Source organism: Actinoplanes oryzae (assembly GCF_030757795.1).
Classification (GTDB): domain Bacteria; phylum Actinomycetota; class Actinomycetes; order Mycobacteriales; family Micromonosporaceae; genus Actinoplanes.
Genome location: NZ_JAUQWH010000080.1, coordinates 25897 through 39619, shown reverse-complemented (window position 1 = coordinate 39619; position 13723 = coordinate 25897). Strand labels below are relative to the sequence as shown.

Genomic DNA, 13723 nt, shown 5'->3' with positions numbered 1-13723 from the left:
ACCTGCGCGGGCTTGGCGGGTCTGATCAAGGCCGTCCTCGCCGTACGGCACGGCCGGATCCCCCCGGTGGCGGGCCTGCGCGATCCCGTGGCCGGCGGCGCCCTGACCCTGCCCACGGCGGCGATGGACTGGCCCGCGGACCAGCCGCGCCGGGCCGGCGTGTCCGCCCTCGGCGTGGGTGGCACCAACGCGCACGTCATCGTCGAACAAGCGCCGCGATCGGATCCCGCCCCCGCCACCGGTGGATACGTCATCCCCCTGTCGGCGCCGACCACCGAGAAGCTGACCACGCTGGCGCACCGCCTCGCCGACCGTCTCGACGCGCCCGATCCGCCCCGGCCGGGAGACGTCCTCACCACGCTCGGCGCCGGCCGCCGGAGGCACACCGAGCGGCTCGTCGTCCACGCCGCCACCGCGGCCGAGGCGGCGCACGCCCTGCGCATCGCTTCTCCCACCACGGCGGCGGCCGGTCCCGTGGTCTTCGCCCTCGCCGGGCAGGGCGGCGACGTCTCGGCCGCGATCGCCTCGCTGCTGCACCAGCCGGTGGCCGGCGAGGTCCTGCGCGAGTGCGCCGCCCACCACGCCCGCTGGTGGAGCACCGACCTGCTCGCGCCGATCGCGCCGGGTGACACCGCGGCCGGGCAACCCGCGCTGGTCGCCCTGCAGATCGCCCAGGCCCGCTTCCTGCACACCATCGGCGTACGCCCGGAGCAGCTGATCGGCCACAGCGCCGGCGAGTACGCGGCCCTCTGCCTCGCGGGCGCCCTGAGCGTGGCGGACACCATGTTCCTCGCGGGCCTGCGCGGGCACCTGATGCGGCACCGCACCGAGCCGGGCGCCGCTGTCGCGGTGTTCACCGACGACGAGACGGCCGCCGGCCTCTGCGCCGCCCTGCCCGGCCTGACGCACACCGTCCGCAACGGCCCGGAGAACCAGGTCCTGTCCGGCACGCCCGCGGCGGTGTCCCAGGCTTGCGCCGCCCTCGACGAGGCGAGGATCGGCCATCGGCGGCTGGCCATGGGCCACGCCTTCCACTCCGCGGCCATGGATCCGATCCTCGGCGATCTGGGCGCCCAGGCGGCCATGCTGGACTGGCGCCCGCTGCACACTCCGCTGGTGGCCGGCGCGGACGGCACGGTCATCCCCGCCGGGACGGTCCTCGGCGCCGGCCACGTCCGCCGGCACACCCGCCACCGCGCGGACTTCCAGGCCGGCGTGGAGACGATCCTGGCCGGTGCCCGGAGTCCGCACTTCGTCGAGCTCGGGCCCGGTGCGGTACTGACCGGCCTCGGCACGCAGTGGCCGGGGAGCACGTGGACGCCCGTGCAGCGCCGGGGCGGATCGCTCGCCGGGGCCGCGGGAGAGCTGTTCGTCCGGGGGATCCCGATCGACTGGACGAGCCTCGCCCCGGGCGGCGGCCGGATCCCGTTGCCCACCATGCCGTTCCGCGCCGACCGGCACTGGGCGGCCCCTTCCGTTCCCCCCGCTGCTGGAGGTTCCCGTCCCATGCCGAACGAGCCCGTCGCCGTCGCGCCCGCTGCCGTCGTGCTCGACCGGGTGCGGCAGATGGTGGCGCGTCACCTGGGCGCGAGCGCCGGCGACATCCCGGCGGACCGGCCGTTCTTCGACCTGGGTGCCGACTCGCTGCTGATGATCAACCTGCTGCGGGACGTGGAGGCCGCTTTCGGCGTACGCCTCGGCATGCGCGAGCTCTTCGAGGAGCACGACACCGCGGCCCTGCTCGCCGAGGCCGTCACCGCCCGGATGGCCCCCGACCGCCTTGCCGCCCTCGCGCCCTCCCTCGCGCCCGCCCCCGAGCCCGAACCCGTTGCCGCGCCTGCCCTTCCCACCGTCCCCGCCGCGTCTACTTCCTCCGCCGCGTCCGGCGTTCCCTCCGCTCCCAGCTTTATCTCCGCGTCCAGCGTGCCTGCCGCGCCGAGCGTGCCTGCCGCGCCGAGCGTGCCTGCCGCGCCGAGCGTGCCTGCCGCGCCGAGCGTGCCTGCCGCGCCGAGCGTTCCTGTCTCCTCCGGCGCGGCCACGGTCTCCGACGACATCGTGCGGTCGCAGCTCGAGCTGATGAGCCGCTTCACCGACCTGATGGCCCAGCAGCTCCAAGCGCGCTCGGCCCCGGCGCCGGTGACTCCGTTGCCGGCCTTCGAGGCACCCAAGCCGGCTCCGGAGCCGACGGTGGCGGCGCAGCTCGGGCCACGACCGCTCGGCGCCGCGGCCAGCGCCGCCGGCGGACGGCTCACCGAACGGCAGCAGCGCCACGTCGACAGCCTGATCCAGCGTTACACCGCCCGCACCGCCACCTCCAAGCGCCTCGCCCAGCAGCACCGCCGCACCCTCGCGGACAGCCGCGCCGTCGTCGGATTCCGGCGCGCCACCAAGGAGATGCTCTACCCGATCGCGGCGTGCCGGTCCCGGGGCGCGCGGATCGAGGACGTGGACGGCAACGAATACGTCGACATCACCATGGGATTCGGCACCCTGCTCTTCGGACACGATCCCGATGTCGTCACCGGCGCCGTGCGCGACTTCCTCGACTCCGGCATGCGATTCGGGCCACGCAGCGCCGAGACCGGGGAGGTCGCCGACCTGCTGTGCGAACTGACCGGCATGGACCGGGCCGCCTTCGCCACCACGGGTACGGAGGCCAACTCCGGCGCGCTCCGCATCGCCCGCGCGTACACGGGCCGGTCGGTGGTGGTGACGTTCGAGGGGTCGTACCACGGGCATTTCGACCCGGTGCTGAGCCGCTCGGTGCCGGGCGGCCCGGGCGAGCGGCCGTGGCGGACCGTGCCCGTGTCGGCGGGCATCCCGGAGTCGGCCGTGGCGGAGATGCGCGTCCTGACCTACGGCGACCCGGCCAGCCTGGACATCATCGCGCGCGAGGCCGGGAGCATCGCCGCCGTGGTCCTCGAACCCGTGCCCAGCCGGCATCCCGACCGTCAGCCGACCGCCTTCGTCCGGGAACTGCGCGCCCTGTGCGACCGCCACGGCATCGTGCTCGTCTTCGACGAGATGCTGACCGGTTTCCGGCCGCATCAGCGCGGCGCGCAGGGCGTCTTCGGCGTACGGGCGGATCTCGCCACCTACGGAAAGGTCCTCGGCGGCGGCTATCCCATCGGGGCGATCGCCGGCCGAGCGGACATCATGGACTGGGTCGACGGCGGCTTCTGGCAGTACGGCGACGACAGCGCGCCGCCGCAGGAGACCACCTTCTTCGGCGGCACTTATCTGCAGCACCCGGTGTCGATGGTGGCCGCCAAGGCGGTGCTGACTCGGCTCCGCGACGCCGGGCCCGGCCTGCAGGAATCGCTCAACCAGCGCACGGCAGCCCTCGCCGGCACGTTGAACGACTTCTTCGCGGCGGAGGAGTTCCCGCTGCGGACGCTGCATTTCGGCTCGCTGTTCCGCTTCGCCTCCACGGCGAATTTGGATCTGTTCTTCCACCACCTCCTGCTCGCCGGGGTGCACGTCTGGGAATGGCGCAACTTCTTCCTGTCGACCGCGCACACCGACACCGATCTCGCCGTCATCACCGACGCGGTGAAAGGCAGCCTGACCGAGCTCCGCGACGCGGGCTTCTTCCCCCGCGAAGGAACGCGGACCGGCCCGATCACCCCATCAACCCAGGTTCCTAGGACGCCTGACGCCCTGCGGCGCGAGCCACACGAAAAGGCGCCTGATGCCGTGCGGCGCGAGCGACAGGGAACGATCTCTGACGCCGTGCGGCGTGAGCACCAGGCAAACCCGCGAGGCGCGGAGGAAATGCCGCCACGGCCGCCCTTCGACGCAGTTGATACAGGACTCGAGGCGGCAACGCGCTCCGGGAAGCAGCCGGATCTGAGCCTCTACTTCTTCGGGGATTATCCGCGGGAGAGCGCCCAGGCCAAGTATCAGGCCATCATCGACGCCGCCGTCTACGCCGACCGGCACGGGCTGCATGCCGTCTGGCTGCCCGAGCGGCACTTCGACTCCTTCGGCGGCATTTTCCCCGATCCGGCCGTGCTCGCCGCCGCGCTCGCCACGCGCACGGAGAGGATAGGCCTGCGGGCCGGCTGCGTCGTGCTGCCCCTGCACGATCCGATTCTCGTCGCCGAGCAGTGGTCCATGGTAGACAACCTCTCGAACGGCCGGGTGGCGCTCGGGTGTGCGAGCGGCTGGCACGCCCGCGACTTCGTGCTCGCCCCGGAGGCGTACGGCAATCATCGCGACCGGATGTACGAGGGCATCGAGCGGATCCGCGAACTGTGGAGCGGCGCCGAGGTGGAGGCGACCGCGGGCGACGGCAGCCGTACCCGGGTGCGGTTGTTCCCGCGGCCGGTGCAGGCGATGCCGGACTTCTTCACGGCCGTCGTCGGCAACCCGGACAGCTACCGGCGTGCCGGGGCGGCCGGGCTCGGGGTCATCACCAACCTCATGGCGCAGAGCGTCGACCAGCTCGCCGGCAACATCGCCCTGTACCGCCGCGCCCGCGCCGAGGCGGGACTGGATCCCGGGGCGGGCCGGGTGGTGCTGCTGCTGCACACCTATCTGGATGACGACGGCGACCGGGCGCGGGCGGAGGCCTTCGAGCCGTTCTGCGACTATCTGCGCTCGTCGCTGGCGTTGTTCGGGCAGCTCACCAACAGTTTGGGCATGCGGGTCGACCTGGCCGGGACGCCGCCCGAGGATCTGGCCTTCGTGTTCCGCCGGGCGTACGAGCGCTACACCGCCGACCGTGCCCTCATCGGCAGCCCGCGCGAGGCCGCGCCGCTGCTGGACCGGCTGACCGCGCTCGGCGTGGACGAGATCGGCTGCTTCGTCGACTTCGGGATCCCGCCCGGCCGGATGCTCGCGGCCCTGCCCCGGATCAACCGGCTCACGGCGGCCCCGGCGCCCTCGGCGGCGCAGCGGGCGATCTGGCACGCCGAGCAGTCGGATCCCGGCCCGGCCTACACCGAGTCGGCGGTCGTCCGGCTGACCGGCGCCCTCGACGCCGATGCCCTGCGCGCCGCGCTGGACCTGATGGTGCAGCGGCATCCGATGCTGCGCGCGACCTTCCCCGAGCAGGACGGCGAGCCGCGGCTGCTCATCGGCGCGCACCGGCCGCTGCTGCTGCCGGTCACCGACGGGGTCGAGTCGGAGGTGGCCGACGCGGAGACCGCGCACCGGTTCGACCTGGCCGAGGGCCCGCTGTTCGAGCCGCGGCTGCTCCGGGAGGGCCCCGAGCGGCATCTGCTCGTCCTGCGCATGCATCACCTGGTGATCGACACGTTGTCCGCAGAGGTGCTCACCGAGGAGATCTCCGCGGCGTACCGGGCGTTCGTAACCGGGCGGGATCCCGGGCTGCCCGCCGTGCAACCCCTTCCGCACCCTGGGGATCCCTGCGACGCCGACCTCGGCCACTGGACGGCCACGCTGGCGAAGCGACCGCCGCGCCCCGAGCTGCCCGTGGACCGGCCGCGCCCGCCCGTGCGCACCGGCGCCGGCGACAGCGTCCGGGCCACGATCGGCGCCGGCGACCACGAGCTGCTGGGGCGGTTCTGCCGGGAGCAGCGCGTGACCGCGTACAGCGTGCTGGTCTCGGCCCTGGCCGTCGCCCTGCGCCGGCTGACCGGGGAGCCGGACCTGGTCATCGGCGCGCCGGTGGCGGACCGCCCGGCCGGCGCCGAGCGGGTTGTCGGCGCGTTCCTGAGCACCGTGCCGCTGCGGATCCCGGTGGCGGACCAGGAGGGCTTCGCCGATCTGGTACGCACCACCCGCTCCACCGTCCTCGCCGCGCACGACCACCGCTCCGCCGGGCTGCCCGCCATCGTCGCAGCGCTGGGCGACGACGCCGAGCCGGGCCGCACGCCGCTGTTCGACGTGGTCATCGAGTACGACCGCGCGCCCGTCTTCGCCTTCGACCTGCCCGGGGTCCACGCCGAGCCGCTCCCGATCACCGCCCGCCGCGCCCCCTTCGACCTCACGCTGGTCCTGACCGGCCGGGGCACGACGATCGACTGCCGCCTCGACTACGCCACCGACCTGTTCGACGAGGCCACCGCGCAGCGTGTGCTCGACCACTTCCGCGCGGCCCTGCACGACGGGCTCGCCCGCCCCGCGGCGCCCCTGTCCACCCTGCCCCGCCTGACCGCCGCCGACGCCGCCCTGCTCACCCGCTGGCAGGACGGCGGCCCGCCCGCGCCGCACGCCGACCGTCTGATGACGCCCCTCGACCTTCCCGACAGCCTGACGGTGCGGGGATCCGACGGGGTGGTGACCGCATCCGAGGTACGCCGCCGCGCCGCCGCCATCGCCGCGCAGCTGATCGCCGCGGGGGCCGGTCCGGGGCGGCTCGTCGGCGTGCATCTGCCGCGTGGCGCGGACGCCGTCGCCGCGATGCTCGGAGTGCTGTGGACGGGCGCCGGTTACGTACCGCTGGATCCGGCCCAGCCCGTCGCCCGCCTGGCCGGGATCGCGACGGCCGCCGAGGTGGTCGCGGTGGTCGGCGCCGTCCCGCTCGCCGATCACGTACGCGTGGATCCCGCCATCGCCTCCGAGGACACGCCACCCGAGCCCGTGTCGCCGCAGCCGGCCGACATCGCCTACGTCCTCTACACGTCGGGATCCACGGGCCGCCCGAAGGGATGCCGCGTCCCGCACGCCGCCCTCGCCAACACCGTCGCCTGGTGGATCGGCGACCTGGGCATCACCGCCGCCGACCGGCTCAGCTGGTACTGCAGCCCCGGCTTCGACGCGTCCTGCGTGGAGGTGTGGCCGGCGGTCCGGGCCGGGGCGAGCCTGCACCCGGTGCCCGACGACGTCCGCCTGGATCCCGTGGCGCTGCGGCAGTGGCTCGTGGAGCAGCGGATCACCGTCGTCATGCTCCCCACGCCGATGGGGGAGCTGCTGCTGGACCTCGACTGGTCCGGGGGCGCCGGCGAGCTGCGGCATCTGGTCGTCGGCGGCGACCGGCTGCACCACGGCGGCCCGGCGGGACTGCCGTTCGAGGTGACCAACATCTACGGGCCGACCGAGGCGACCGTGGCCGTCACCACCGCCCGGGTGCCCGCGGGCGACCGGCGGGTGCCGCCGATCGGGCGACCGGTGCCGGGCATGTGGGTGCGGGTGCTGGACGAGGACGGCGAGCCGGTGCCGCCCGGCGTGGCGGGGGAGCTCTGGACCGGTGGGGTGCAGCTCGCCGACGGCTACCTGGGCGCGCCGGAGGAGACCGCGCGCCGGTTCGTGCGCCACGACCGGTACGGCCCGGCCTACCGCACCGGTGACAGGGGCCGCTGGCGGGGCGACGGGCAGCTGGAGTTCCTGCACCGCACCGACGCGCAGGTGCAGATCCGCGGCTTCCGGGTCGAGCCGGGTGAGGTGGAGCACCGGCTCCGGGGCCTGCCGTCGGTGCGCGAGGCCGCCGTCCTGACCCGCCCCGACCACCGGGGCGACGTGCAGCTGGCCGCCTACGTCGTGCCCGCCGCCCCCGGCGTGACACCGGCGACCCTGACCGAGGCCCTCGCCGTGCACCTGCCGGGATACATGATCCCGGCGGCGTGGATGCTCGTCGACGCGCTGCCGACGACCGTCAACGGCAAGCTGGACCGGGCGCCGGTGCCCTCTCCCGGGGACGGTCTCGAAGCGCGGCTGCACGGGATGTGGTGCGCGGAGACGGGCCGTGGCAGCATCGGGCCGGACGAGACGTTCTTCGCCGCCGGCGGCCATTCGCTGAGCGCGATCCGGCTGCTCAACGCGGTGCGGGCGGCGTTCGGGCGGGCGCCGTCGGTCCGCGACTTCCTGTCCGCGCCGACGATCCGGCAGATGGCCGCCTTCCTGCGCTCGTCGGAGCCCTCCGAGGTGGTACGCAGCGCGCCGGCCGGGGTGGTGCAGGCGCGGCAGCGGGAGAGCACCCTGGCCAGCGACGTGCCGAGCGTACTGACCATCGCGGTGCGCTTCCGCCTGCGCGGCGAGCTGGACGTCGAGGCGCTGGCCTCGGCGGTCACCGCCCTGGTGGAGCGGCATCCGGCGCTGCGCACCCGCTACGCCGAGCGCGACGGCGTGGTCCTGCAGGAGGTGCTGCGCCCGCGCCCGGTCCCGCTGCCCGTCCGGCATGCCGGACAGTCCGAGTGGGACACGATCGCCGCCGGCTGGGCCGCGCAGGGCTTCGATCTGGATGCGGAGCCGGGCTTCCGGGTGGCGCTGCTGGCCGACGACGGGGTCCACGAGCTGCTGGTCGCCATCCACCACGGCATCTGCGACGGCTGGTCGCTCGACGTGCTGACCGACGACCTCGGCGCCCTCTACCGGGCGGCGGTCACCGGCGAGCCCGCGGGCCTGCCGGCTCTCGACGCGGACTTCGTCGACTTCGCCGCGTGGGAACAAGACCACCTCCGGGACCCGGCGACGCAGGCGGAGTTGCGCGAGTGGGCGGGACGCTTCCCGAACCTGCGCACCCTCGCCCTGCCCACCGATCATCCGCGTACGGCGAACGTGTCGCGGGCCGGGGCGGCGTACACCGTCGATCTGTCGCCGGATCTGATGCGCCGGGTCGGTGCGTACGCGACCAGCCGGACCAGCACCCCCTACGCCGTCCTGGCCGCCGCCTTCGCCTGGCTGGCCCACCAGCTCACGGGGCTCGACGACATCCCGCTGAACTCGACCGTCGCCAACCGCCCGGACGCCCGCTTCGACCGCGTGGTCGGCATCTTCGCCAGCGCCGCCTGGCTGGTCGTCCCGACCGGCGGCGTGACCAGCTTCGACGACCTCGTGGCCCGTACCACCGAGGCCAACTGGCAGATGCTGGCCCGCCAGTCCGTGCCGTCGCGGGTGCAGACCGCGGCGCTGGGCCTGACCGCGCCGGAGCGCGTCTACTTCGCGACCCTCGACGAGGGCGAGTCCTGCCTGCGCCTGCCGGGCGTCGACCCGGCCCCGGCCGGCCACATCGAGACGACCGGCTCCCGCGGCGACCAGGCCTGGCAGCTCGCCGAGCTGCCGGGCGGGGGCCTGCGCCTGGAGATCGTCTACGCGGTCGCCCTCTTCGCCGAGTCCACGGTGGCCGCCTGGGCCGCCCGCTACGTCGAGCTGGTCGAGCGCGTCCTGGCCGACCCCGCGAAGCCCCTGGACGACTGAGGTGTGTTGCGTTCGTGTTAATGACGTGCGTCAATGTCTGGGAGCGCTCCCACCCTCGTCCCCCTGATCGGAGCTCCGCATGAGACGCCGACTTGCCACCCTCGGCGCCGCGCTGCTGGCGGCCGCCGCTTCCGTGCTCTTCTTCGTCCCGCCCGCGTACGCCGCCACCGGCCTGCACGTCAGCGGCCGCGACATCGTCGAGGCGAACGGGCAGAAGTTCGTCATGCGCGGCATCAACCACATGCACACCTGGTACGCCGGGCAGACCCGCACCTTCGCCGACGTCAAGGCGCTCGGCGCCAACACCCTGCGCGTCGTGCTCAGTGGCGGACGCTGGACCGCCAACACCGCCGCCGACGTCGCCAACGTCGTCGCGCTGTGCAAGGCGAACCGGCTCATCTGCGTGCTCGAGGACCACGACACCACCGGCTACGGCGAGGATGCCGCCGCGTACTCGCTGGATCAGGCGGCGGACTACTGGATCAGCCTCAAGAGCGTGCTGGCCGGGCAGGAGGACTACGTCGTCATCAACATCGGCAACGAGCCGATCGGCAACACCAACCCCGGTCAGTGGACCGCCGCCACCGTCGCCGCGGTGCAGAAGATGCGGGCCGCCGGGTTCGAGCATCTGCTGATGGTGGACGCGCCGAACTGGGGTCAGGACTGGCAGTACGTGATGCGGGACAACGCCCAGGCGGTCCTGGATGCCGACACGCGGCACAATACCGTGCTGTCGATCCACATGTACGCGGTGTTCAACACGGCGGCCTCGATCACCTCGTACCTGGACACCTTCGAGGACAAGGGGTGGCCGCTGGTGATCGGCGAGTTCGGGTGGCGCTTCGACGCGAGCCAGGTCGACCACGAGACGCTGCTGGCCGAGGCGGAGGCGCGTGACCTCGGCTATCTGGGCTGGTCGTGGACCGGCAACACCGATCCCGTCCTGGACATGGCCACCAACTTCGACCCGGCGCAGCTCACCACGTGGGGGCAGCGCATCTTCAACGGCGCGAACGGGATCAAGGCCACCGCGAAGGAGGCGACGATCTACGGCGGCGCGGGCACGCCGTCGACCCCGCCGAGCAACCCCACGACCCCGCCCGCCGGCAATGCCTGCACCGCGACGTACGCGACGACCGGCCAGTGGACCGGCGGCTTCCAGGGTGAGGTACGCGTCACCGCCGGCGCCGCGCCGATCAACGGCTGGACGGTCGGCTGGACGTACGCCGACGGGCAGACCGTCGCGCAGGCCTGGAACGCCACGGTGACCAGCGCCGGCCCGGCCGTGACGGCCCGCAACGTCAGCTACAACGGCCGCCTCGCCGCGGGCGCGAGCGCCACCTTCGGCTTTCTGGGCTCGTGGACCGGCGCGAACACCGCCCCGGCCCTGACCTGCACGGCAAGCTGACCCGCCGGCGCGGTGCGGCGGGCTCGTCACCGACGTGGTGCGGCCCGCTCGTCGCCGGCCTTCCCGGGCGGCACGACATGTCGTGCCGCCCGGGCTGTGTGCGCGGAATCGTGGACGTCCGCGGCTGCGATCGTCCCCGGCATGAAGAAGGTCTTGACCGGTACAGAAGAGCGGCGCTACTGTACCGGTACAGAGACCCGAGGGGAGCCACCATGGAACTGCCCGCCGCGCTCATCACCGCCGTCCACGCCGTCGACCACGAGCTGCACAGTGCCCTTCCGGACGCGCCGGTCCGGCCCGATCGCACCCGTCCCCGCCGGACCCGGGTGGTCCGGAAGGCCGTCGCCGCCGGGCTTGTCCGGGCAGCCCACGTGATCGCCCCCGCGTGATTCGAGGTGCGAAGCGATAGCCTGGAGCACGTGGCGGCCCGTGTGACTCTTCAGACCATCGCCGACCGGGTCGGGGTCAGCCGGATGACCGTGTCGAACGCGTTCTCCAAGCCCGACCAGCTCTCCGCCGCCCTGCGCGCGCGGATCCTCGCCGCCGCGGACGAGCTCGGCTATGTCGGGCCCGACCCGGCGGCGCGGGCCCTGGCCACGGGCAGCACCGGCGCCGTCGGGGTGCTGCTGACCACCTCGCTGCGCTACGCGTTCACCGACCTCGTGGCGACCAGCTTCTTCGGCTCGATCGCCGAGCGGCTGGCGCCGACCGGGCTCTCGATGACGCTGCTGACCTCGGCCGACAGCGGCCCGATCATCCCGGCCCGCGACGTCGCGATCGACGGGGCGCTGGTCTTCTCCTGCGACCCGACGTCCGAGGCGCTGGGCTATCTCGTCCGGCGCCGGCTGCCCCTGGTCTACGTCGACCAGCAGCCGGTCGAGGGCGTGCCCTGCGTCAACGTGGACGACCGCGGCGGGGCCCGCGCCGCCGCCGAGCACCTGGTCGCGCTGGGCCACCGCCACGTCGCGCTGCTCATGTCCGGCGCGCACGGCCCGCACGGGCTCATCGACCCCGGCGACATCGCCGCCGACGGCTACGCCTCCCGGCAGCGGCTGCTCGGCTGGCTCGATGCCCTCGAACCGGCCGGGATCAAGCCGCTCGTGGCCCGCCAGGGCGGCGACGACCTGGAGCAGGCCCGCTGGGGCGCCCGGCTGCTGCTCGACCGCCCCGACCGGCCCACGGCGGTGCTGTGCTTCTCCGACGCGGTCGCCTACGGCGTGCTGCAGGCCGCGGGCGAGCTGGGCATCTCGGTGCCCGGCGAGCTGTCGGTGGTCGGCTTCGACGACGGCCCGCTCGCCGCGCAGGCCTGGCCCGCCCTGACGACCGTACGCCAGGATGTGGTCGAGAAGGGCCGCGCCGCCGCCGCGGCACTCGCCGCCGCCGTGACCGCCGCGCGCACGGGTGAGCCGGTCGCCGCGACCCACCTCCTGCTGCCCACGGAGCTGATCGTGCGCAAGAGCACCGCCAAGCCCTGATCGGTCAGCCCGCGCAGGTCCACCGCGCGGGCACCACCGCCAAGCCCTGATCGGTCAGTCCGCGCACGTCCACCGCACGGGCACGTTGGTCCCCGCCGTGCCGACCACCGCGCCGGTGTCCGACAGGTCCCGCGCCGAGCCCGCGACCCCGTCCACGGCCGCCAGCTCCACGTCGGCGTCCGTGCGGTACACGGCGCTGTCGATGATCAGCCAGCCCTGCCCGTTGACGCTGTCCACCGGGGCGTTGATCGGGATCCGCCGGAACTCGCCGGTACGCACGTTCCACCGCCCCACCTCGCCGGAGGGCGACAGGGTGCCCGTCGCGTAGTCGCCGCGCGCCGTGCTGAGCGTCGCGGTCTGCCCGGCCGGCGCGTCGAGCCGGGTGCCGGTGCCCCGCTGGTCCCACGCCCACGACGACGCGCCGTCGCTCATGAACCCGAAGATCCGCCCGTCGTCACCCAGCCGGCGGCTCTGCGCGCCCGCGGGCAGGGGCAGCCGTGTGGGCTCGGTCGAGCCGGCCTTCCACAGCAGGACCGTGCCGCCCACCACGACGCTGCCGACCGGCCCGACCGTGGCCACGACGTCGCCGGCGGCGTTGATCGACGGGAACATCCGCACCGACCAGTCGCCGGCCGGCAGCCGCAGCTCGGTGGGCACGCCCGCGGTGTAACGCAGGACGGTGTCCCACGCGGTGTCGTCACCGCCCATGGCGATCACCGTGCCGCTCGCGTTGACCCCGGCGGCGTACACCGACTTCTTCCCGCCCTTCGGCAGCGCCGTGGGGCTGCCGTCGGTCCACAGCACCGGCTGCGACGTGCCGATCCGGTCCGGCTTGCCCGCGTCGGTCGTCCCGGTGCTCACCCGGACGTCGTTGCCGATCACGTACCGGCCGCCCGGGTCCACCGCCTGCAGCTCCACCTGCGTGAGCCCGGCCGGCACGGGCAGCTTCGCCGCCTCGCAGCGCACGACCGCGCCGGTGCCCGCGACCGGGGCGGCCCGGGTGCCGCCCCACACGAACGACGGCACCGCGACCAGCACGCCGACCGCCAGCGCGGCCCCGCCGGCCGCCTGCAGCGCGCGCCGCCGCCGGGCAGTGCGCCGCCCGCCTGCGACCAGCTCGTCCACCCGCAGGCGGCTGGGCGGCGTGGCGACCGTACCGAATCGTTCCCGGAGCTCGTCCTCGATCATGGCTGAACCCTCATTCCCGCAGTGTCGACCTTGGATCCGGCGCCGAGCAGCTCGCGCAGGGTCGCCAGACCCCGGGAACACTGGCTCTTCACATTGCCGGCCGAGCACCCGAGCGCCTCGGCGGTGTCCTCGATGCTCAGGTCGTCGAGGAAGCGCAGCACCACCACGGCCCGCTGCCCCTTCGGCAACGACCGCAGCGCCGCGACCAGCTCGTCGTGCTCGCCGACCCGGTGATCCGCCGCGGCGACGGTGACGCTCTCCGCGGGCACCTCACCCAGCCGGACGCCCGCCCAGCGCAACCGGCGCTCGTCGAGATACTTGCGCACCAGGATCCGGTGCACGTACCCGTCCAGGTTGTCCGCCCGCGCGGCCTTCTTCCACTGGACGTAGAGCGCGGTGAGCGTGACCTGGACGATGTCGTCCGCCCGGTGCCCGTCCCCGCACAGCAGGTACGCCGTGCGGTGCAGGCGGGGTAACCGCCCCCGCACGTACTCCTCGTACTCCCGTTCCGCTTCCGGGCGCATCGGCGATCCTTCCCTCGGCTGCCGTC

6 protein-coding genes are annotated in these 13723 nt (G+C 74.1%); 4 read left to right on the top strand and 2 right to left on the bottom strand.

Annotated elements, in window-relative coordinates; genetic code table 11:
• The first annotated feature begins 12 nt into the window (after positions 1 to 12).
• From RBH18_RS24495 to RBH18_RS24480, 4 genes are all read left to right on the top strand, one after another.
• On the top strand, positions 13 to 9102 hold the full coding sequence (locus tag RBH18_RS24495) for a MupA/Atu3671 family FMN-dependent luciferase-like monooxygenase (RefSeq protein WP_306211733.1): 9090 nt from the start codon (positions 13 to 15) through the stop codon (positions 9100 to 9102).
• A 79-nt stretch (positions 9103 to 9181) separates the two neighbouring features.
• Positions 9182 to 10510: a cellulase family glycosylhydrolase gene (locus RBH18_RS24490; RefSeq protein WP_306211732.1), complete on the top strand. Its 1329-nt coding sequence runs from the start codon at positions 9182 to 9184 to the stop codon at positions 10508 to 10510.
• A gap of 212 nt (positions 10511 to 10722) precedes the next feature.
• Entirely contained in the window at positions 10723 to 10899 is a 177-nt protein-coding gene (locus RBH18_RS24485; protein WP_306211731.1) for a hypothetical protein, read from the top strand.
• 30 nt (positions 10900 to 10929) lie between these two features.
• Positions 10930 to 11985, top strand: coding sequence for a LacI family DNA-binding transcriptional regulator (locus RBH18_RS24480; protein ID WP_306211729.1), 1056 nt, complete (start codon positions 10930 to 10932; stop codon positions 11983 to 11985).
• A 54-nt stretch (positions 11986 to 12039) separates the two neighbouring features.
• Here RBH18_RS24480 and RBH18_RS24475 read toward each other — a convergent pair whose 3' ends face one another.
• Both RBH18_RS24475 and RBH18_RS24470 read right to left on the bottom strand, forming a co-directional pair.
• Positions 12040 to 13173 carry a hypothetical protein gene (locus RBH18_RS24475; protein ID WP_306211727.1) on the bottom strand — a complete coding sequence of 378 codons (1134 nt, stop codon included), beginning with the start codon at positions 13171 to 13173 and terminating at the stop codon, positions 12040 to 12042.
• A complete protein-coding gene (locus tag RBH18_RS24470; protein ID WP_306211725.1) occupies positions 13170 to 13697 on the bottom strand; it encodes a SigE family RNA polymerase sigma factor in 528 nt (175 codons plus the stop codon). Before RBH18_RS24470 ends, RBH18_RS24475 begins: the two co-directional genes overlap by 4 nt.
• Positions 13698 to 13723: the final 26 nt, after the last annotated feature.

What these genes read in the sequence shown, in the direction of transcription:
- RBH18_RS24485 (WP_306211731.1), top strand. Translation starts at nt 10,723, where the DNA reads ATGGAACTGCCCGCCGCGCTCATCACCGCCGTCCACGCCGTCGACCAC.
- RBH18_RS24490 (WP_306211732.1), top strand. Translation starts at nt 9,182, where the DNA reads ATGAGACGCCGACTTGCCACCCTCGGCGCCGCGCTGCTGGCGGCCGCC.
- RBH18_RS24470 (WP_306211725.1), bottom strand. Translation starts at nt 13,697, where the DNA reads ATGCGCCCGGAAGCGGAACGGGAGTACGAGGAGTACGTGCGGGGGCGG.
- RBH18_RS24475 (WP_306211727.1), bottom strand. Translation starts at nt 13,173, where the DNA reads ATGATCGAGGACGAGCTCCGGGAACGATTCGGTACGGTCGCCACGCCG.